The sequence below is a fragment of the uncultured Clostridium sp. genome (assembly GCF_934754925.1).
Classification (GTDB): domain Bacteria; phylum Bacillota; class Clostridia; order Clostridiales; family Clostridiaceae; genus Clostridium.
The window spans coordinates 20,025-41,988 of the sequence record NZ_CAKVJA010000010.1; the positions used below are offsets into that span (position 1 = coordinate 20,025).

Here is a 21,964-nt window from a genome sequence, read left to right on the forward strand (position 1 = left end):
ATGAAATTTAAAATCGAAAAAAACATCAAAATTATTAATGAATTAATAACTTATTTTTACAAACTTGGAACTATTGATGTTCACATTGATTTAACTTCTGATGATGAAAATTCATATTTTAACATCTATGGACAAGTTAATAATATTTCAAAAGATGAATTAGAGTATTTAGCCTGTATTCTAAATACTCCAAGGCAATACGAAGTTGAAAATTATTATTGGAATCTTGGAGGTGAATGTGAGTTTGACTCTGAACTGACACTAGTAGGAATGATGATAAACTCAGCCAAAGTTTCTTATAAAGATGGTATTTTAAAAATTAGTATACTTCGTGAAGAAAACTAAATTGTTAGTTAAAGCTTAAGTACCGTGATACCGAAAATTAATGATATAACCTCCATTAAGTCATATAATACTTCCTTCCGGTTATATCATTAATTTTTCTCTATCACTAGCTTTAAAGCTAAAAGATACAATTTATCTACAGAACACCTTAAAGAATAATTTCAACAGGATTATTTATTTCTATACTATCCTCTGTTACTATACAATTATACGCAAAAATATCTACTCCACTTTCTTTTGCAAATCTTAGTGCATCTCCAAATTCCTTATCTCTTATGTCATTTGGCGAGAATTTCTTTACATCTTCTAATTGTATTAAAAACATTGCACCAGCTCCATAACCTTGTTTTTTAGCTTCAACTAATTCTAATAAATGTCTAGCTCCCCTTTCTGTTGGTGCATCTGGAAACCTAGCATATCCATTCTCCTCTAAAGTAACTCCCTTTACTTCTAGAAAATATTCCTTTTCATCATCTGTAGATATCTTAAAGTCAAATCTACTTTTTCCAAATGTCTTTTCTCTCAAAATATTAGTATACTCTTCTAACCCCTTTATTTTTTTATTTCTTAATGCTTCATCAACCACCTTATTGGGTATTTGTGAATCTATACTTATAAGTTTTTCTTCTTTATATACAGCAATTAAATCATAGGGGGTCTTCCTTGTAGGATTAGATTCTTCTCTTAAAAATACAGTACATCCAGGTATTAATATTTCTCTACATCGACCTGTATTAGGTACATGAACCTTTATTTCTTCTTCATTTAGCTTTACAATTGCATTAAACCTATTAGGTCTACTTACAAACTCTGCTTTAAGTATTTTTTTATTATATTTCATGTTTTCTCCTTATAATATTACATTTTCTCTTAATATTATTAATTTATTTATAAAATATTATATCTCCTAATAATAGTTATCCACAACTTTTCATTTTACAATTTAACTTTTTATTTGTATATTTAGTAAAAAACCATGTTATCCACAATTTTTGTCCACAATTATGTTAATACTGTTGATAACTTTTTATTAGAATGCTTGTTCGATATTTTTAATTCAACATTCTATCTGCTTTTTCTACAATACCCCCTATCTTGTTATATATTTTTCTGATACCCTAATATATTGTGTCAATAGCTTTAGAAAAGTTTTCAACAGTTTTTTAAAGTTATCCACATTTTGTGGATAACTTTTAACATTATTAAGATACTTTTTTCATATAAATAAAACTATTCACATTAATTTATTTGTAAAACTTTCTTTAACTATTAATTATAATTCTCTATTTTTTAACTTATTACACTTATTTAAAATTATTTAAAGTAAAAAATAAACTGTAGTCTATTAGATTATTTTCATCTAATTTAAACTACAGTTTAATTAATTTAAAGTAATTTCTTATTCATAAATATTGTTACTAAATATTGAATTATAAATATTCCTGGGCCTAAAAGCGCTGTTAATATAGGCCATACAAACTGATTTTGCACTTTTTCTTTAGCTAATTTATATGAGCAAAATACTGCTGCTATTAATAATCCATATGAAACTATGTATGCCATTTGGTCATCCCCCTAATATTTAATACTTTTTTATTGTATATAATAAATTTTAAAATCTCAATAATAATAAATTAAATTTCATTATTATTTATAAAATTTTAATTTATTAATTTTCTTTTAAAAAATTTTCAAAAAACCTTTACATTTTTTTTTTACTATGCTATCATATCTATTGTAATTTAATAATCAAGCGTGTTACTGGTAATGCAGGCAAGGCTTAAATATGTATAAATTATTAATTAATCTCAAATAATATTTAAGGATAATTATATAATTTATAGATGTTTGAGCCTTTTTTTATTGTTTAATAACAATACTGTATAAAGCTCATGCTATTATATTTATTTAATTCAAAATAAAATTTTAGGAGGAATAATCACGATGATGCAATTTTTACAAAGAATTGGTAAAGCTATAATGCTTCCAATTGCTGCCCTTCCAATTGCAGGTATATTACTTGGTATCGGTGGTGCTTTCTTAGGTATCGCAACTTTACAAGATGCTCCTGCAATATATAGAGGATTAATTACTTTTGTTAACATTCCTGCAGTTACTGCTGTATTAACAGTTATGAAAAATGTAGGAGATATCGTATTTGGTAACTTACCAATATTATTTGCTGTTGGTGTTGCTGTTGGTTTAGCTAAAAAAGATAAAGGTACTGCTGCTTTAGCTGCTGTATTCGGATTCTTAGTAATGAACCAAGTTATATCTACACTTTTAGCTTTAGGTGTTACTCAATTAGGAGTTGTTACTCCTGATTCAGTTGGTAACTACAGTTCATATGTTACTACTAGCGTTGGTATATTCACATTAAATATGTCAGTATTTGGTGGTATAATTACTGGTTTAATAACTGCTTTATTACACAATAGATTCCATACAATTCAATTACCAGCTATTATAGGATTCTTCTCTGGATCAAGATTCGTTCCTATAGTTACTGCTGTTACTATGGCGTTTGTTGGTGCTATATTAGCATTCATATGGCCAGTTGTTCAAGATGGTATTAGCGTATTATCTACATTAGTTAAAAATGCTGGTGCAATCGGAACATTCTTCTACGGATTAATTGAAAGAGCATTAATACCATTTGGTTTACATCACGTATTCTATACTCCATTCTGGTATAGTTCATTAGTTGAAGGTAATGTTTTAGTTAATGGTTCTGTTCAAACTGTTGCCGGTGCAAATACTGCATACTTCGTTCAATTATCAAGCATGTCAAGCTTAGTTGGTGCTTCTGCTTCAACTATGAGTGATATAATTAGTGGAACTACTAGATTTATGGCTGGTAAATTCCCATTCATGATGTTTGGTCTTCCTGGTGCTGCATTTGCTATGTACAAAGCTGCTAAACCAAGCAAGAAAAAAGTTGTTGGTTCATTATTAGCTACAGCTGCATTAACATCATTCTTAACTGGTATAACTGAACCTTTAGAATTTACATTCTTATTTGTTGCTCCAGCTTTATATGTTGTACACTGTGTATTTGCAGGTTTAGCATTCTTCTTAATGGATGTATTAAATGTATTCATAGGTATGACATTCTCTGGTGGTGTAATTGACTATGCATTATTTGGTTTACTTCCAGCTGGTGCTGGTGTTCCAACTAACTGGTATTGGGTTTTAGCTGTTGGTGCTGTATTTGCAGTATTATACTATGTAGTATTCTACTTCTTAATCACTAAGTTAAACTTAAAAACTCCAGGTAGAGAAGATGATAACGAAGAAACTAAGTTATTCACAAAAGCTGATTACCAAAAAGGTAAAGATGCTGCTTCTGAAGCTGCTCCAACAAAAACTTCTGCTAAAGGTGAAATAGCTGAAAAGGCTCCTCTAGTATTAGCTGCTTTAGGTGGAGAAGCAAACATAGTATCTGTTGATGCTTGTATCACAAGATTAAGAGTTGAAGTAAAAGATAAGGCAAATGTTAACAAGGATGAATTAAAGAACCTTGGTGCTGCTGGTGTTGTTGAAGTTGGTAACGGAATTCAAGCAATATTCGGTGCAAAAGCAGATGCTTACAAGAATGCTATAAACGAAATTCTTGGTGAATAATTTTTCATAAAAATTTGATGTATTTAAAATATTAGAGTTAAAAAAGTGGCTTAATGCCACTTTTTTATTTATATTTTAATATATTTAATTATGATAATTAATTTAAACTATTTATACATATACTCTCTTGTCATAGGCAAATTATTGTTAACTCCTTTAACAAATAATATTTGATGTAAGTCTATTACTCCATTATTAAATGAAGCTGCACAAGAATATAAATACATTCTCCACATTCTTATAAATTTTTCATCAAACATTTTTCTAACTTCATCTATATTATCATCAAAGTTTTTTGCCCAATGTAGCAATGTTTCTTTATAGTGTAACCTTAAATTTTCAACATCAATTGTATGATATTTATAATCAGCTGATATCTCTATTATCTCTCTAAAACTTGGTATAACTCCTCCTGGGAATATATATTTCTTTATCCAAGCATCACCCTCTGATTCCTTAAGTCCACTTATGTAATGTAATAAGAATAATCCTCCTGATTTTAATACAGCATCAACGCTTTCAAAGAATAAATCGTAATTTGGTCTTCCTACATGTTCTAACATTCCAACACTTACAACTCTATCAAATGAGAGTCCACTCTTTTTTAGCTCTCTATAATCCATTAATCTTACATCTAATAAATCTTCAAGGTTATTTTCTTTTATTCTTTTTTTAAATTTTTTATATTGTTCTTCACTTAATGTTATTCCTAATCCTTTAACTTTGTATTGTTTAGCTGCTTCTATAAGTAATCCTCCCCATCCGCAACCAATATCAAGCAAAGTTAATCCTTCTCTTAAATTAAGCTTTTTTAATATATGATTAATTTTATTTATTTGTGCATCATGCAATGATTCATTTTCATTTTTAAAATATGCACAAGAATAGCTTAAGGTATCATCTAGCCATATTTTATAAAAGTCATTTCCTATATCATAATGTGATGAAACTTCCTGCTTCTGCTTTTTCATAGAGGTTGATCCACAAAATATCTTATTTAAACTTCTAAAGTTTGTAGAAAACTTATCTATACATTTTAGTAATTCATCAAATACAGTAAACATATCACCTTCTATTTCTAGATCCCCATTCATATAAGCTTCACCAAATGTTAATGAAGTACTAGTTAATAGATCTTTCTTTTTTAATGGTGCATTTAATATTATTCTAAACTTAGGTTCGTCATAACCTACTTTTATTTCTTCGCCATCCCAAAACTTTAATTTAAAGGAAAGCTCATCAAAGTTTTTTAGAAAGGTTTTAAAAAAACTTTTCTCTATATCCATATAGTTAACTCCTCTCTTCAAGTTATAAAATAAATTAACCATTGCTATTAATATATATTTATGGCGCTATATGAGAATTTAATAAATATATTATTAATAACAATGGTTTAAAGCTTTTTAACTTCTATATTAAATTATTCCATTTTTTATGAAATTTATTCAATATTACACCTAATTTATTTAATTTTACCTAATTCCTTACTAATAATTCATCTTCTTTATTTTCTTTTTCTCTATATTTTCTTGCCATAATGGTTCTGCTCTCTTAGCCCAAGTTAATCCATAGTTAATTGTCTTCTTACATAAATCATCGACATCTTCTGGATCTATATATTCTGTAGATTTTGCACCTGAATTCTTAACCATTTCTGCAATCTTAGGAGCATTATCTAATATTGGACATGGTCTAAATTGATTTTCATTAAATGGTTGATTTTTTTGATATTCCATGAATAATGGTTGACCTAGGGCTTCTATTAAAGATACATCTTTTATATTTGCATTTGAATAATGACAGAATACACATGGCTCTACATCACCATTTGCATTTATATGACAATATCTTCTTCCACCAGCTACACAACCTCCAACATATTCAGCATCATGCCAGAAATCCATATTAAATATTGATTTAGTGTTACGCCATGCTCTAATTGTTCTATATAATTTTTCTCTTTGATCTGGGTTTGCCATTAATGATGTATCTGTCTTGCATCCTATTGGCATAAATGTAAAGTACCAAGAGAAATAAGCTCCCTTATCTATCATTAAATCAATAAATTCTTCTGAAAGAACACTGTCACAATTTGCTGTTGTAAAGCAAGTTGAAAATCCAAATGGTATCCTATTGGATTTCATAAGATCCATAGCTCTCATAATATCCTTCCAAGAACCTTCCCCTCTTCGTCCATCTGTTGCATCATCAAATCCCTCAACACTTATAGTTGGTACTAAATTTCCTACTTCAATTAAATCATCACAGAACTTTTGATCTATTAATGTTCCATTTGTAAAGAACATAAATATACAATCATTATGTTTTTTAGCTAATTTTAATATGTCATTTTTTCTAACTAATGGTTCTCCACCAGTCATTATATAAAAGTAAATTCCTAACTCTTTTCCTTCTGTAAATAATTTATCTAATTGTTCATAACTCAAATTTAATGCCTTATTATAATCAGCTGCCCAGCATCCTACACAATGCTTATTACAAGCTGTAGTTGGGTCTACAAGTATTGTAAATGGTATTTCGTGGCCATACTTTTCTTTATTTTTTTGTATTTCGGCCCAACCTCTAATTGATGCATTTAATAAAAAATTTGTAAATACTGTTTGAACTATGTTTGGATGTACATTATTGATTATGTTACACATTAACTTAGTCCAGTTATTGTTAGGATCCTTTAAATATTCATCTATCATATCATATTGTTCTACATATATTTTTTCTGTATCAAATTTTCTTATCCAACTCATAATCTTTGGTAAGTTTTTTTCTGGATCCTTTTTTAAATATCCTAAAACTTGTTTTAAGGCAAATTGTTGAATCTTATACTTTGGACTTAACATTTAATCTCTCCCCTTCATATAATATTAAAATAATTACATATAACCCTTATAGCAATAGTTAAAAGAATAACTCCTCCACATATATTTATTTGTTTTTTATATTTGTTCCCCATACAGTATCCAACCCATAACCCACATGTAACTAATGCACTGGTTACAATAAATAAAACTACCATATTTATTAATATTTTCGTCCTTAACAATCCAAATCCAATTCCTAAAATAAATGCATCTATACTTGTTGCAAATGCTAATCCAGCACTATATTTATATCCAAAAAACTCTTGCCTTTTTTCATCATAACTAGTAATTTTAAATGAATTTTTTAAAGATTTTACACCTAGATAAATTAATATAATTGCTGAAAACCATTGATTTATAGATATAATTTTTTCATTTTGTATATTTAACATAGGAAATATTGCAATAATCATTCCAGCTGCTAACATTAATGTTTGAATTAAGCCAAATATGATTCCAACCAAGGCAGCTGTTAATTTATTCAGTCTTCCTTGTGTAGATCCCCTAAATACCGCTATGGTGAATGCATCTAATGATAATCCTACTGAAACTATAATTACTTCCCATAACCTCATTCATCCACTTCCCTCCTCATGTTTCTTATTTTAATAGTGCAATCCATATATTGGAATCTATAATTTATTTGTTTTGTATTCATAAATGAACAATTTTATTTCTTTGTAATTTTAAATATACAAATCCCTTAAATTGTATGTTTCAAACCAAAAAAAAAGCTCTAATATGCAATTTACATACTAAAGCTTTTTACAATTTAAGTTGTTATTAAGTTAAATCATGTACTATATCATCTAATGAATTAGTTACTAAAACCTTATATTTATTAGCTAACTCCTTTGCTGATATATTTATTCCTTGTTCAATCCATCTCTTAATTATAAATGTTAAACCACGTGCATAATATTCAGAAATATCATTTACTGAAAATTTTTCTTCATTATTATTTATTCCATATTTATTAAACAAACTTTTAAAAATTTTTATTAAATTATTATTTATAATTTCCTCAAATGAATTTTGTCCTGTTATTTTTACTACTTGCAAGTAAAATTTTTTATTGACTTCTATTCTTGAAAACATATAATATATAGCTTCATATGGCATTTTATTGTCTATAAGCATTTTACTTCCCTCAAAGATATCATTATAGCAAATTTCCTCTAAGACTTCATATTTATCTGAATAATGATTATAAAATGTCGGCCTAATAAGCCCAGCATCATCAGTTATCATTTTAATTGTTATCTTATCAAAGTTATGCTCGAGTATTAACTTTTTAAAACTTTCCTGCAATGCTACATGTACATCTTTTTTATTGTTCATATTTCACCTACAATTACTTCACATTAAATATATCAACTAAACCCATAATACCCATTTATTGTATTTATGTAATAAAAATTATACCATATTAAGTAACCATTTAACAAATAAAGTATATAAATAATTATCTAATAATATAAAATAAATCTTAAAGCAATTTAAAATTTATATATACTGCTTACTTATTACACAAAACATGAAACAAATAAATCCACTTTGCTTCTATTGCCTATTATTTATCACTCGTCTAATTAGATGTATTTTTAATTATCTTAAATTTGCCCCCTTAAAAATGCTTATGCATGAGAAAGTTGTGGAAAATACATCTTATCACTTTGTATTTTCTCTAATTCTTTTCCTAAATAAAAAAATCTATAATCATCAGCTCCATTAAACTCTTCTAAATTACACATATCCATATCTTCTATGCAAGGTGTAAATCCAAGTATTAAGTTATTATATTTTATATTAATTCTACTAATAACTTCCCTTAGTGATAATTTCTCCTTACAAATGACACTTTGTAAAATTAATGTATCACCTTCCATTTTCATAACAACAAAACAGTCAATACCTTTTGCATAAAATACATTTGATTTGCTGATACATTTGATATTATTTTGCCACTTTTCATAAAAGAATATGGAATATACTCATCTTCAAAATATCCTTCTTTAAACCAATTTTCAAAATCAAATCCAAATGTTTTTTTAGTTAAATCATTTAATTTATGACGCAAATCATTATTTCTCATATACCCATATATAAGTTCCATGTACCCTTCCCACCCCTTTCACTAAAGTAAAACCTATTTCTACAATATTTAAATATATGTTTTGAAAATCTTTTTTATTCATTACAGTTAACACTTTATATAAATTAAGACGTCCTGCCCTAAGAGGCAGAACGTCTTAATAACTTATTTATATTTTCTTGACATCAATACAACATTCTCAACAGTAAGATATTATAAATGACTCACTTCATTCGCTCTTTGATATCTCTTGCATGGAACGTGCTAAATACTTATCTTCGTCACTATCGCTCCTTGATAAGTAAAGCTACGTTCTCAATATGCGCTGTTTGTGGGAACATATCTACTGGTTGAACTTCTAGTGTTTTATATCCATTTTCCTCTAAAATAGCTAAATCTCTAGCTAATGTACTTGGATCACAACTTACATATACTATTCTTTCAGCATCTATATTAGTTATTGCATTTAATAATTTAACATCACAACCCTTTCTTGGTGGGTCTACAACAACTATATCAGCTTTTACGCCTTTATTTATTAAATCAGGTATAACAACTTCAGATTCTCCAACAAAGAACTCAACATTATCAACATTATTTTCTCTTGCATTTATATTTGCATTTTCAATAGCTTGTGGAATAATTTCTACACCATAAACCTTTTTAGCCCTTTGTGATAAGAAAAGAGTTATTGTTCCTGTACCACAATATGCATCAAATACAGTTTCATTACCTGTTAGTCCAGCATACTCAAGAGCCTTACCATATAAAACTTCTGTTTGAATAGGATTCACTTGGAAAAATGATAATGGAGATATATTAAATTTAAATTCACCTATGTAATCACTTATTGTAGGTTCCCCCCATAATGTTATACACTCTTGCCCTAATATTACATTAGTAGGATTAGAGTTAACATTTTGAACAATACTCTTTATTCCTGGTATATTATCAACTATTAACTTTACAAACTCCTCTTTATTAGGTAACTTTCTTCCATTAGTCACTAATACAACCATTACTTCATTAGTAGTAAATCCACGTCTAATCATTATGTGTCTAAGAATTCCAGTTTCGTCATACTTTCCATCAATATTATATGGTTTTATATTATGTTTTTTTATCCATTGTCTTGTTAATTCAACTACCTTATCAGCTATTTCATCTTGAATTAAACAAGTTTCCATATCTATTATTTCATGACTTCTTGGTGCAAAGAACCCTATTTTTAATTCTCCATTTACCATACCAATAGGTAATTGAACCTTATTTCTATATCTCCAAGGTTCCTCCATTCCTAATGGGAATTTAACTATACTATCATCTAGCTTTCCTATTTTGCTTATACAATCCTTTACTCTTTCAAATTTGAAATTTAATTGTTCCTTATACGTAGAATGTTGTAATTTACATCCACCACATCTTTTATTTATACTACACTTTGCTTCACATCTTTCATTTGATGGCTCTAGAACTTCAATTAACTTAGCATAAGCAAAGTTTTTTTTAGACTTTACTATTCTTGCATTAACTTTTTCACCTTTTAATGCTCCTTCTATGAATATAGGAAAAGTATCATTAATCTTTGCTATTCCTTCTCCCTCATATCCTTGTGAAATTATATCTAGTGTATATTCTTTATTTTTTTCTACCAAAATTATCACCTATCAATCATGTTTTATCTTTTTATCTTTTTATCTTTGTACTAATTATTGTTGTACTTAATTTCTAAATGAATAAACTATTAATATTATATACTATATTATCTCCCTTATAAACATAGTATATATATTTGAATACTATAAATCTGATATTTATTATATATGATTTTATATAGATAAATATATTTTTAAAATATTTATTTATTGATTTTCTAATTATAATTTTGCAAAAAAAAATACACCTTGCGGTGCATTTTTTATAGAATCAGTTGCCACACTGTACCATTTTAATTCTTTCGAACTATTATGATACTATCAATTATAACCTACTTTTTTAAATTTAATTGTTAACTTTTTGTTAACTTTTTATTTTTTTATTCATTTTTGCTAGTCTATCTTGCATTTTAAAGCTATTTTAAATAATTTACGAATAATTTTATTCATTTCACTAATTTAGTTACAATATATGGGTGTGCCTCCGGGGAAGAACCATATATTGGTTCTTCCCCGGAGGCACACCCATAAAATGTAAAAAAAGAAGTGTAATATTTACACTTCTTTTTTTATGTCAAATTATTCTACTACGCTTACTTTTAAAAGGTTAGTTGATCCAACTTTATCTAATCCAGCAGCTATTATAACTGTGTCACCTGAGTTAGCGAATCCATTTTCAACAGCTATTTTAGTAGCGTTAGCCATCATAGCATCTGTTGAGTTTTGATCTTCAGCAACTACTGGGTATACTCCGAAGCAGAATGCTAAGCTCTTAGCAACTTTTTCACATGGAGTTACAGCTACGATTGGACAGTCTGGTCTGCATTGAGAAATTCTTCTTGCAGTTGCTCCACTCTTAGTTGAAGAAACTATTGCAGCAGCCTTTAATTCGTTAGCAGCATTGCAAGCAGCTCTTGAGATAACTCCTGATACAGCTGGAGTGTGAGATTTAGCTTTAGAAACTGCAGTTTCGTAGCTTAATTTCTTTTCAGTTTCAGTAGCTATTTTAGCCATTGTTTGAACTGATTCTACTGGCCAATCTCCGTTAGCTGATTCTCCAGATAACATGATTGCATCTGTTCCATCTAATATAGCATTAGCTACGTCAGAAACTTCTGCTCTTGTTGGTCTTGGATTTCTCATCATTGAGTCTAACATTTGAGTTGCAGTTACAACTGGCTTTCCAGCAGCGTTACATTTTTCTATCATCATCTTTTGAACAGCTGGTAACTTTTCAAATGGAATTTCAACTCCTAGGTCCCCTCTAGCAACCATTAATCCATCAGAAACTGCTAATATTGAATCTATGTTATCAACACCTTCTTGGTTTTCAATTTTAGAGATGATTTGGATGTGTTCTCCACCATTTTCATTTAATATTTCTCTGATTGTTTCAACGTCTGAAGCTTTTCTTATGAATGAAGCAGCAACAGCATTAACTCCGATTTCACAACCGAATTTTAAGTCAGCAATATCTTTTTCAGTTAAAGCTGGTAACTTGATTGAAACTCCTGGAACGTTAACTCCTTTGTGAGTTGCAACAAATCCTGTGTTTTGAACTGTACAATGGATTTTGTTTCCATCGATTGATTCAACAGTTAATCCTACTAAACCGTCATCTATAAGGATAGTATCTCCTGGTTTAACATCATTAGCTAATCCAGCATAAGTTACTGAACACTCTTCAGCATTACCTACAACATCTCCACCAGCATGTACAGTGAATTTAGCTCCTGCTTGTAATTCAACTTTCTTTGGTTCAAATTTACCAGTTCTGATTTCTGGTCCCTTTGTATCTAACATAACAGCGATTTCTTTGTTATGCTTTTTAGCTAATTCTTTAACTAAGTTAATTCTTGCTGCATGTTCTTCATGATCTCCGTGAGAGAAGTTGTGTCTTGAAACATTCATTCCTGCTTCAATTATTTGTGATAATATTTCTGGGTTTTCACTAGCTGGACCGATAGTGCAAATGATTTTAGTCTTTCTCATTTAAAACTCTCCTTTAATCTCTAAATTTAATGTATTTAAAATAAATTATTAGCGTATTTATTAAAATTATTTAGAAATCTCTTCTGAAATTTCATATAATTTTTCATCAAAAGTTCTAGGTAAAGCTAAAGCTTCATCTATATCTTGGTCAAATATTTCATTGTCCTTGATACCAACAACTCTTGAAGTTTTACCTTCCATTAATAGTTCAATTGCTTTTGAACCCATTCTTGAAGCTAACACTCTATCGAAAGCACTTGGAGCTCCACCTCTTTGGATGTGTCCTAAAACTGTTGCTCTTGTTTCAATTCCTGTTTGAGCTTCTACGTATTTAGCTAATTCTGAAGCTCCACCAACACCTTCAGCTAATAAAACTAAGTTATGCATCTTTCCAGATTTTTTACCTTCTAAGATAACTTTGCATAATTCATCTTTATCATAACCCTTTTCTGGTGTTATTATATATTCAGCTCCACAAGCTATACCTGTGTAAATAGCTATATCTCCACAGTCTCTTCCCATAACTTCTACGATAGATACTCTTTCATGAGAAGTTGAAGTATCTCTAATTTTATCTATAGCATCAACTACAGTATTTAATGCTGTATCAAATCCTATTGTGTAATCAGTGTAAGTTAAATCATTATCAATAGTTCCTGGTAAACCTATTGTTTTTACACCTAACTTAGATAATAATTTAGCACCTGTGAAAGATCCATCTCCACCGATAACTACTAAAGCATCTACACCATTATCTGCAAGAATTTGTGCAGCTTCTTTTCTTACTTCTTCTTGTTTAAATTCTAAACATCTAGCAGTTCTTAAAATTGTACCGCCTCTTTGAATTATATCTGAAACTGATGATCTATTCATTGGGAATAATTCACCATTAATTAATCCAGCATATCCTCTTTGTACACCCATAACTTCAATACCATTATGTATTGCAGTTCTTACTACTGCTCTTATTGCAGCATTCATTCCTGGAGCATCTCCACCACTTGTTAAAACAGCTATTTTCTTCATATAAATATTCCTCCTCGATACTACTAAGGACTCTGCATGTCCACTCATTCTGAAATATTTGTCATCCTATTACTATTTTGTTTATTGTTAAACTTTTTACCACCTTATTTATTTTACTTGTAAACTGATAGTAATGCAACTAAAATAAATATACTTCTGTCTAAAATTATCATTTATTTATAAATCTATGTGTCTATTTTACCCTAAATTTATCGAAAATATATGCATATATTAATTACAATTTTCTTCCTTTGTATTATTTTACATATATATTTTATGTAAAAATACTGTAAATTTCAATATTTTTTTGAATTATTGTTATTTAATTAACATTCATTTTGTTGAAATTTTTTTATTTTTTAAATAATTTTATTTTATTAAATATTCTTTCAATTTGATTTTTGTGAAATCTTACAATTTTTTTTAATTTAAAATAAAATATCTTCACAAATAAAATAATTTGTGAAGATATTAAAAAATTTTACTTAAATTTATTCAACTACTTTTACATTGTCATCCCCAAAAACTTTTTTTAATTCAAGAACAACATCCGTATTTAAATCTACCCACATTTCTCTTGGCATTCTATAATTTTTTCTATCATTTGAAGTAAACACGTAAAGTGCAGAATCACCCTTATATTCTCTTACAGTTTCTATTAATTTAGGTTTCATTTCCTTGGCCCTTTTTAAATCATCAACTCTTATATATAGTTTACTGCTATTAACCTTTTCTAGTGGTTCTATACTTTCACAAATAAGTTTTGGTTCTTCATCTTCCTTTATGTTAACCCTTCCATTAATAATAACCATTGAATCTAAATTGATTAAATTTCTTACCTTCTCTAATGTTTTAGGGAATACTACAACTTCAATAACACCTGTTAAATCTTCTAGTTTTAAAAAGGCCATTATTGAATTATTTCTAGTTACCTTTTGATTTACTTCTGCTAATATTCCTCCAAGTATTACTCTCTGATTATCTTGAATTAAATGCTCATCATCACCTAATCCATCCATAATAGCTTCATATGATTGGAATATTGTTTCTATTGTAGTTGATGTCATCATCTTTAAGCTTTTTTCATATTCATCTAAAGGATGCCCTGATATATAAAGACCAGTCATTTCTTTTTCCATTGATAATAAATTATTTTTTGCAAATTCTTTTATATCTGGATATTTTACTTCTGGTGCCTTTATACTTTCATCTGCCATACCAAAAAGACTAATTTGACCATCTATATTTCTTTTTTTATCACTAGCAACACTATCCATTAATTTTTCATAAACAGCTAATAACCTTGATCTAAATATTTTAAATTCATCAAAGGCCCCTGCTTTTATTAAGCTCTCTACAGCTCTTTTGTTTATTGTTGATAAATCTATTTTGTTTATAAAGTCAACTAATGACTCGAATTTACCTTTATTTTTTCTAGCTTCAACTATTCCATCAACAACATTTACTCCAACATTTTTTATTGCTGCTAACCCAAATCTTATACTGTTTCCTTTAACAGTAAACTTTGAATAGCTTTCATTTATATTTGGTGGTAACACTTGTATACCTAAGCTTTCTGCAAACTTAGTGTAATGTGCAACTTTTTCACTTATACCCATAACAGAATTAACCATTGCTGCTATAGTTTCTACTGGATAGTAATGCATTAAGTATGCTGTTTGATATCCTATTACTGCATAGGCTGCTGCATGCGATTTATTAAAAGCATAAGAAGCAAAGTCCATCATCTGATCGAAAATTTCATTTGCTGCTTTTTCGCTTATACCATTTCTCAAACAACCTGGTACTTCTACATTACCATCTTCATCTACTATTCCATATATAAAATTCTTTCTTTCTTGTTCCATGACACTGTGCTTTTTCTTTGACATGGCTCTTCTAACCATATCACTTCTACCTAAGGAGTATCCCCCTAGGTCTCTAACTATTTGCATAACTTGTTATAGTGATAGGTAACTCTACCTTCGTCTTAACGGTCAGGCTTTGTTTTCCCCCACTTCACACCGTACATGCGACTTTCACCGCATACGGCGTTCCATTAATTATTACAAATGTATTTCATTCTATCATATTTTCTTTTAAGATATAGCGTTGCATTTTCATACATATATTCAAATAATTCTCTTGAAAACTTCTTTCCTCCAAGAAAATAATATACATTTTTGCTATGAGTATTAAATACTCTTAAATTTGATTTATCCAATTCGGCTAGAATATTATTTACTAAATTATTACTTCCTACAAATCCACTTCTACAATTTCTTATATCAGTTATGCCATCTCCATCAAAAACTCCTCTAATAAAATCTCTTTTAAATTCCTTTGGAATGCTTTTGGGGAAACATTCAAATCCTGTCTTTCGTGGTACAATTCCATATTTCATAAGACTTTCACACATATGTTTTGAGGTTAAACTTACATAATAACTAGGATATTTTCCCTTTTTTAATTTTACCGTATTTGTAGATTTAATATATTTTAAAAACTGATCAATTAACTCTTTATCTTTATAAGAAATATGTATCTTTATAGAATATTGTCCGTTATAAATACTTACATTTCCATCTGCCATTAACCATCCTAAAAAATACGCTTTATCAGATGAATCTATATTATCAAAATAATCTTCTCTTCCTATTTTAGATTTGGGTCCCCTATGGTTTAATTTATATCCATTCTCTCTTAATAAATAAGATACTATTCCTCGCTTCAAACCTAACATTTTAGTAATTTCTATGCTATTGAACCCTTCATCATATAAGTTTTTTACTTTATTAATAAACTCATCATTATAAATTTTATTATAACTTCCACCATTCCTAATATTTATATTGTTTTCTTTAAGCCATTTTCTTATAGTAGCTTCATTAACACCTATTATAGTTGATATTTTTTGTGCTGAATAACCAACTAAATAATATTCTATTGCCTTTTGTTTTATTTCCACGCTATATTTCATTTTAATCACCTCTAATTATATTATTTACTAAATAATTAGAGAACATACATTCGTAACATTAACTATGCCCCTTCGCTCCATAAACATTACTTTATATCATCACTACTACAGGCTGCTGCCCTTATTCTTAATGAATCATTTCCTATTCATGAGTAGCATCAACTTTCAACAATTTTATCATCTACTGAATAAGTTCAAACGTTCCTATCATTCTATCTTTACATATTAACTTAGGCTTTCTCTATAAACCGCCAAGTGCCTCTTCGCCATCTTAAGGTAAGCTAAAAGCAATTATGTTTATAATTATAATTTAAATAACCAAGAATATTTAAATTACACTTGAAATAAATACTTTCTATTCGTACATTAATGGTTAACGATTTTTTAAACGAGAATTTCTTTCGTAGCCATATTAATTTTATAGACCCCCGATTACTTTTCTAACCACTTTTCAGGTCTAATTTTCATCGACTTCAACGAGCTTCACACATAATTATGTTGAACTAATTATGCATGTCGTAGTATTAGGTAAGAACTACCTTAATTAGTTCTTAAAAGGACTTTCACCTTTCATTTCAAATGATAAGTTAGATAAATATTTATCCCTACAATTTTAGACTACATTTCTATAGTTTTTGTTTTTGTAGAACGTTTCGCACCTTGATATACCATTACTCCATATGTGACATCCAGTATACTTTCAAGTTCTGGAGTCTCATAATGCACACTGTCTTTATTTCTTTTACCCTCTATATATCTTGGAATCTCTGACATTGGTCCCGGTCTATATAATGATATTCCGGCTATAATGTCTTCCAAGCAGTCGGGTTTAAGTTCCTTCATGAATGATGTCATTCCTGGAGATTCTAACTGGAATACACCAGCTGTTTTTCCTTCACCAATCATGTTATAAACATTTTTATCTTCAAAATTTATTTTATCTAAATCGATGTCTATTCCTCTATTTTCTTTAATCATCTTAACAGCATCACTCATAACTGTTAAAGTTCTTAACCCAAGGAAATCCATCTTTAAAAGTCCAAGCTCTTCTAATGTTGTCATATCAAATTGGGTTACTATCATATCTTCATTTTTTTGAAGCGGTACATATTCAACTAATGGCTTTGATGCTATAACTACACCAGCCGCATGAGTTGATGAATGCCTTGGTAACCCTTCTAGAGTCTTACTAACATCTATTAATGTTTTTACTCTATCTTCATTATCATATGCTGCCTTTAGCTCAGGATTTAAATCTAATGCCTTTTCTATTGTTATTCCAAGCATTGTAGGAATCATTTTAGCTATTCTATCTACTTCTGCATAGGAGTAGTTCATAGCCCTTCCTACGTCTCTTAAACACAATCTAGCAGCCATTGTACCAAAGGTAATTATCTGTGATACATTATTAACTCCATATTTTTCAACAACATAATCAATTACTTCTTGTCTTCTTTCATAACAAAAATCCGAATCTATCTATTTATTACCCTCTCTTTCGAGATACTTAAACACTACTTTTGTAGTGGGTATAGACTATATCTTCACCCACCGACCTTTATACGGTTTGGGCTGCCCCACTTCGCTACCATTTATAATGAAACTCAATTTCTTTCAATCGCTGAGTAAGTTCAATTTACTAACTTAAAATTTAGAATTTCACTTAAAGATAGCTACGTCCCCTTGGACTAGTCGTTGAACGTTTCCCTATTCAGGACTTCGCTGCTTATTACCCAATCTATTAATTTTTTAGCTTTCACGCTTAAGTGTATTTCATCTTTACGTTGTAGCATCAATAGCTCTAAGGGCTTTCAAGCAATTCGAGGCTCTTTAAGCATATTATTTCTAATATACACGACTATTAAATTTAAAGTGTAGATTTTAATCTTTCATATTTTTCATACTTTCTCTCTAAATAAATATTACAGTTATTATATAAATAATCCATTATATTTAATGTTTTTATTCTTCCACCATAGCTTATATAATAATTATTTTTATCATCATTTCTTCGTTTGTATAATCTTTTTTTATACTTATAATTAGAAATTGAGTTGAAGATATCTACTAGTGCTTCTAAAAATTCCTTAGTTCCACAGAACTTAAAATTTATAGAGTTCTTTGATAAGACCAAACTTCCATCTCCATCAAAATATCCCCTAATAAAATGATTATATAACTTTGTATCTAATATTTTATCACTTGGAAATTTAATTTTTAGTGACTTATTATTAATAACTCCCTTATTTTTTATATCCTCAACCACTCTTTTGCTATTTATTAATATTCTGCAATATTCACATGTACCATAAACTGAATTAGATATATACGATTTAATTTCATAATCAGAATCTATACATTTTTTAAATTTTTCTAAATGTGTTTTATCTATATTAGCTAAGGAAATACCCAGTTTATTTCCTGTTATATATCCATCTGCATAAATAAAGCCTAACCAATATGCCTTTTCTTCAGTATCTATTTTATAAAAATAACTCTCATTTACTGAATAAATCAAATGACTATCTCTTAAGCTTCTGGTCTTAATATTCCATCTCTTTAATGCATCATAAATTCCACATAAGCTACAATTCATTATCTCCGCTATTTTACTACAGGATAATTTTTCATATACATACAAATTTATAATATCTTCTTTATATTTATCTAACTCATATCTTTTCAAAATCTTACACCTCTAAGAATTAATATATTCTTAGTATAAACTTATTTATAATCTGGCATACTTACTCTTTCAGGGTTTAAGAACATTAATTATTATCCGTAGGCTCTTTATCCTACGCTCTGGAGGTTTCCCTCATTTTCATCAGATAGTCTTTTCTATCTCAGTTTGGACTATATCATCATGTTAATTTACATGTTGGGCACTCGTGGAGGGGATTATTGTCTAGCTACTCACCCCTCTAGTCTCTGAACCTTTCTGGTACTTTATCAGCTATTCCCAGACTTGGTTGCTGATTAGCATGCTATATTAAATAGTTTAGCCTTCCAGCAATTCACCCAATTTAAACAGCGCATCTTTCTACGCTCAAAAAGTAAGCTATACTTTATCGGATTTATTTTTGTTATTCCCAGAGTATATGCAACTATTGACCCAGCTGCAGATCCACGGCCTGGTCCAGTTGGTATCCCATGATCATTTGAGTACTTAATAAAGTCCCAAGTAATCAAGAAATAATCAACATATCCCATTTGATTAATTACACCAAGCTCATAGTTTAATCTATCAACATATTCCTTTGCTTCCTCATTAGTTTCTGCAAAGTCCTTTATATATTGAACATTAATTAATTTATCTCTGAACTGTTCAAATACATCATATCTTTCAACTAACCCTTCAAAACACACCTCTTCAAGATAATCAAAGTGAGTTTTATATTCCTGTGGAACTGGGAAATTTGGTAACTTAGAAACATGGAACTCATAATCAAAATTACATTCATCAGCAATCTTAATTGTATTCTCCAATGCTTCAGGAACATAAGAGAACATATTCCACATTTCCTCTGGAGACTTTAAATAGAACTGATCTGAAGGATATCTTCTTCTATTTTGATCCTCTACAGTCTTTCCTGTTTGAATACACATTAAAATGTCATGTGCCTTTGAATCTTCCTGATTAATATAATGGACATCATTAGTTGCAATTAAAGGAATTCCAGTTTCCCTAGACAACTTAATATTACCTTCTGTAACCTTTCTTTGCTCCTCCATGCCATGGTCTTGTATTTCTAAATAAAAACCATCTTTAAAGATATCCTTATACATTAAGGCAACTTCTTTTGCCTTTTCATAGTCTTCTCTTAATAAATTCTTTTGTACTTCTCCACCAAGACAAGCACTTAAAGCAATTAAACCTGCACTATGCTTTCTTAAGAAATCATGGTCAACCCTCGGCTTATAATAAAATCCATCAATAGATGCTGATGATACTATTTTCATTAGATTTTCATAACCAACTTCATTTTTTACTAATAAAACTAAGTGATATGTACCATTATCCTTATCATTAATTTTTATATTCATAGACTTGCCTGCTACATATACTTCACAACCAAGTATAGGCTTAATTCCCTGTGCTATAGCCTCCTTATAAAATGCAACGCATCCATACATAACTCCATGGTCAGTAATAGCTATACTATCCATTCCAAGTTCTTTTGCTCTACTAATAACCTTCTTAATTTTAGCTGAGCTATCAAGCAAACTATATTCAGTATGTAAGTGGAGATGACAGAATCTTTTATTTTCCAATAAGACACCCCCTTATTATGATTATTTACTAAAAATTTTAAACTAATAAATAGATTATTACAATTATATATATAACTTTAAGGCCTGCCGTAGCAGACCTTATTTTAAAAACTATATTTAAATTATTGACTATTTAGTAATTTCCACTCCTAATTTCTTCAGCTATTTTTTCTATTTTTCTTAGTCTGTGGTTTATTCCTGATTTACCTACTGGTGGATCTAACATTTCTCCTAATTCCTTAAGTGATTCATCAGGATAACTTAACCTAAGCTCTGCAACCTCTTGAAGATTTTTAGGTAATCTTTTAAGTCCTATACTACTTTGAATAAGTTTTATACTTTCAACCTGTCTAACTGCGGCATTAACTGTTTTACTTAAATTAGCTGTTTCACAGTTAACAAGTCTATTTACGTTATTTCTCATTTCCTTCATTATTCTTATATTTTCTAATTCAAGTAATGAAGTATGAGCTCCAACAATGTTTAAAAGATCAACTATTTGTTCACCTTCTTTTATATATATTATAAAGCTATTTTTTCTTTGAATAACCTTTGAGTTTAATCCAAAAGAATTAATAAGCTTAGATAAATCAATTGCATATTCCTCACTATGTGTTACAAATTCTAAATGATATGTCTTCTCAGGATTAGTTACACTTCCTCCACCAATAAAAGCTCCCCTTATATATGCTTTCTTATACTCCTCAGTCTTTACCATTTCAGGATCTATTTTATAATCAATAGTTAGTACTCCATCTATTTCCTTAAAAATTCCTGTTTCTTGAAGTAATTCCCTGACTCCCATGTATTCTTCAATTAAAACCATATATATATTGTTTTTCTTTAAAGAGTTACTCTTTTTAACCATTAATTTAGAATGTATATCAAAGTGTTCCTTTAGTATAGTGAATATATGTCTTGCTGAAGCTGGATTTTCTGTTGTAATTCTAAAGCTAAGACCCTTCCCACTAAATCCTATTGTTCCACTACCTTTCATTATTGCTGAAAGCTCTGCTAATGCTTCCTCTTTAGATATATCTGTATATCTACATATTTCTCCTTTTACTTTCGCTGAAAACGACATAAATTATTC

Annotated in this window: 16 protein-coding genes and 3 pseudogenes; 2 read left to right on the plus strand and 17 right to left on the minus strand. The window is 29.0% G+C overall.

Translation table 11 applies throughout. The features are described from left to right. Positions 1-345 carry a hypothetical protein gene (locus tag Q0G30_RS05370; RefSeq protein ID WP_294387539.1) on the plus strand — a complete coding sequence of 115 codons (345 nt, stop codon included), beginning with the start codon at positions 1-3 and terminating at the stop codon, positions 343-345. A gap of 148 nt (positions 346-493) precedes the next feature. Here Q0G30_RS05370 and sfsA read toward each other — a convergent pair whose 3' ends face one another. Both sfsA and Q0G30_RS05380 read right to left on the minus strand, forming a co-directional pair. Then, positions 494-1,186, minus strand: a complete 693-nt coding sequence (gene sfsA / locus Q0G30_RS05375; protein ID WP_294387542.1) for a DNA/RNA nuclease SfsA — start codon at positions 1,184-1,186, stop codon at positions 494-496. 545 nt (positions 1,187-1,731) lie between these two features. After that, complete coding sequence (locus Q0G30_RS05380; protein WP_294387544.1) at positions 1,732-1,908, minus strand: hypothetical protein; 177 nt, start codon at positions 1,906-1,908, stop codon at positions 1,732-1,734. A gap of 381 nt (positions 1,909-2,289) precedes the next feature. Between Q0G30_RS05380 and Q0G30_RS05385 the strand changes: the two genes are divergently transcribed. Continuing rightward, a complete protein-coding gene (locus Q0G30_RS05385) occupies positions 2,290-3,969 on the plus strand; it encodes a PTS transporter subunit EIIC (protein ID WP_294387546.1) in 1,680 nt (559 codons plus the stop codon). Between the two features lie 107 nt (positions 3,970-4,076). Here Q0G30_RS05385 and Q0G30_RS05390 read toward each other — a convergent pair whose 3' ends face one another. From Q0G30_RS05390 to whiA, 15 genes and pseudogenes are all read right to left on the minus strand, one after another. Then, complete coding sequence (locus tag Q0G30_RS05390; protein WP_294387547.1) at positions 4,077-5,255, minus strand: cyclopropane-fatty-acyl-phospholipid synthase family protein; 1,179 nt, start codon at positions 5,253-5,255, stop codon at positions 4,077-4,079. A 201-nt stretch (positions 5,256-5,456) separates the two neighbouring features. Continuing rightward, a complete protein-coding gene (locus Q0G30_RS05395) occupies positions 5,457-6,827 on the minus strand; it encodes a radical SAM protein (RefSeq protein WP_294387550.1) in 1,371 nt (456 codons plus the stop codon). 14 nt (positions 6,828-6,841) lie between these two features. After that, complete coding sequence (locus tag Q0G30_RS05400; protein WP_294387552.1) at positions 6,842-7,423, minus strand: manganese efflux pump; 582 nt, start codon at positions 7,421-7,423, stop codon at positions 6,842-6,844. Positions 7,424-7,631: 208 nt separating this feature from the next. Further along, a complete protein-coding gene (locus tag Q0G30_RS05405; protein WP_294387555.1) occupies positions 7,632-8,189 on the minus strand; it encodes a TetR/AcrR family transcriptional regulator C-terminal domain-containing protein in 558 nt (185 codons plus the stop codon). 296 nt (positions 8,190-8,485) lie between these two features. Beyond that, the gene (locus Q0G30_RS05410) at positions 8,486-8,737 is read right to left on the minus strand and encodes a hypothetical protein (protein WP_294387558.1); all 252 of its coding nucleotides are present in this window, start codon (positions 8,735-8,737) and stop codon (positions 8,486-8,488) included. 2 nt (positions 8,738-8,739) lie between these two features. Next, entirely contained in the window at positions 8,740-8,964 is a 225-nt protein-coding gene (locus tag Q0G30_RS05415; RefSeq protein ID WP_294387561.1) for a hypothetical protein, read from the minus strand. Positions 8,965-9,227: 263 nt separating this feature from the next. Continuing rightward, complete coding sequence (gene rlmD / locus Q0G30_RS05420; protein WP_294387563.1) at positions 9,228-10,598, minus strand: 23S rRNA (uracil(1939)-C(5))-methyltransferase RlmD; 1,371 nt, start codon at positions 10,596-10,598, stop codon at positions 9,228-9,230. A 579-nt stretch (positions 10,599-11,177) separates the two neighbouring features. After that, positions 11,178-12,590 carry a pyruvate kinase gene (gene pyk / locus Q0G30_RS05425; protein WP_294387565.1) on the minus strand — a complete coding sequence of 471 codons (1,413 nt, stop codon included), beginning with the start codon at positions 12,588-12,590 and terminating at the stop codon, positions 11,178-11,180. A gap of 66 nt (positions 12,591-12,656) precedes the next feature. Continuing rightward, positions 12,657-13,616, minus strand: coding sequence for a 6-phosphofructokinase (gene pfkA / locus Q0G30_RS05430; RefSeq protein ID WP_294132434.1), 960 nt, complete (start codon positions 13,614-13,616; stop codon positions 12,657-12,659). Positions 13,617-14,107: 491 nt separating this feature from the next. Further along, positions 14,108-15,577, minus strand: a pseudogene (locus Q0G30_RS05435) (OB-fold nucleic acid binding domain-containing protein); the annotation flags it as partial. 98 nt (positions 15,578-15,675) lie between these two features. Further along, positions 15,676-16,596 (minus strand): IS630 transposase-related protein, encoded by a 921-nt coding sequence (locus Q0G30_RS05440; RefSeq protein WP_294387569.1) that lies wholly within the window; start codon positions 16,594-16,596, stop codon positions 15,676-15,678. A 660-nt stretch (positions 16,597-17,256) separates the two neighbouring features. Continuing rightward, positions 17,257-18,075: pseudogene (locus tag Q0G30_RS05445) on the minus strand (DNA polymerase III subunit alpha); the annotation flags it as partial. Positions 18,076-18,463: 388 nt separating this feature from the next. Beyond that, positions 18,464-19,282, minus strand: coding sequence for an LAGLIDADG family homing endonuclease (locus Q0G30_RS05450; RefSeq protein ID WP_294387571.1), 819 nt, complete (start codon positions 19,280-19,282; stop codon positions 18,464-18,466). 365 nt (positions 19,283-19,647) lie between these two features. Then, a pseudogene (gene dnaE / locus Q0G30_RS05455) lies at positions 19,648-20,871 on the minus strand (DNA polymerase III subunit alpha); the annotation flags it as partial. 133 nt (positions 20,872-21,004) lie between these two features. Continuing rightward, a complete protein-coding gene (gene whiA / locus Q0G30_RS05460; RefSeq protein WP_294387573.1) occupies positions 21,005-21,955 on the minus strand; it encodes a DNA-binding protein WhiA in 951 nt (316 codons plus the stop codon). Positions 21,956-21,964: the final 9 nt, after the last annotated feature.

Excerpts from the sequence above, each read along its gene's own strand:
- Q0G30_RS05370 (WP_294387539.1), top strand. The coding sequence starts at position 1 with ATGAAATTTAAAATCGAAAAAAACATCAAAATTATTAATGAATTAATA.
- sfsA (WP_294387542.1), bottom strand. The coding sequence starts at position 1,186 with ATGAAATATAATAAAAAAATACTTAAAGCAGAGTTTGTAAGTAGACCT.
- Q0G30_RS05380 (WP_294387544.1), bottom strand. The coding sequence starts at position 1,908 with ATGGCATACATAGTTTCATATGGATTATTAATAGCAGCAGTATTTTGC.
- Q0G30_RS05385 (WP_294387546.1), top strand. The coding sequence starts at position 2,290 with ATGATGCAATTTTTACAAAGAATTGGTAAAGCTATAATGCTTCCAATT.
- Q0G30_RS05390 (WP_294387547.1), bottom strand. The coding sequence starts at position 5,255 with ATGGATATAGAGAAAAGTTTTTTTAAAACCTTTCTAAAAAACTTTGAT.
- Q0G30_RS05395 (WP_294387550.1), bottom strand. The coding sequence starts at position 6,827 with ATGTTAAGTCCAAAGTATAAGATTCAACAATTTGCCTTAAAACAAGTT.
- Q0G30_RS05400 (WP_294387552.1), bottom strand. The coding sequence starts at position 7,423 with ATGAGGTTATGGGAAGTAATTATAGTTTCAGTAGGATTATCATTAGAT.
- Q0G30_RS05405 (WP_294387555.1), bottom strand. The coding sequence starts at position 8,189 with ATGAACAATAAAAAAGATGTACATGTAGCATTGCAGGAAAGTTTTAAA.
- Q0G30_RS05410 (WP_294387558.1), bottom strand. The coding sequence starts at position 8,737 with ATGGAAGGTGATACATTAATTTTACAAAGTGTCATTTGTAAGGAGAAA.
- Q0G30_RS05415 (WP_294387561.1), bottom strand. The coding sequence starts at position 8,964 with ATGGAACTTATATATGGGTATATGAGAAATAATGATTTGCGTCATAAA.
- pyk (WP_294387565.1), bottom strand. The coding sequence starts at position 12,590 with ATGAGAAAGACTAAAATCATTTGCACTATCGGTCCAGCTAGTGAAAAC.
- pfkA (WP_294132434.1), bottom strand. The coding sequence starts at position 13,616 with ATGAAGAAAATAGCTGTTTTAACAAGTGGTGGAGATGCTCCAGGAATG.
- Q0G30_RS05440 (WP_294387569.1), bottom strand. The coding sequence starts at position 16,596 with ATGAAATATAGCGTGGAAATAAAACAAAAGGCAATAGAATATTATTTA.
- whiA (WP_294387573.1), bottom strand. The coding sequence starts at position 21,955 with ATGTCGTTTTCAGCGAAAGTAAAAGGAGAAATATGTAGATATACAGAT.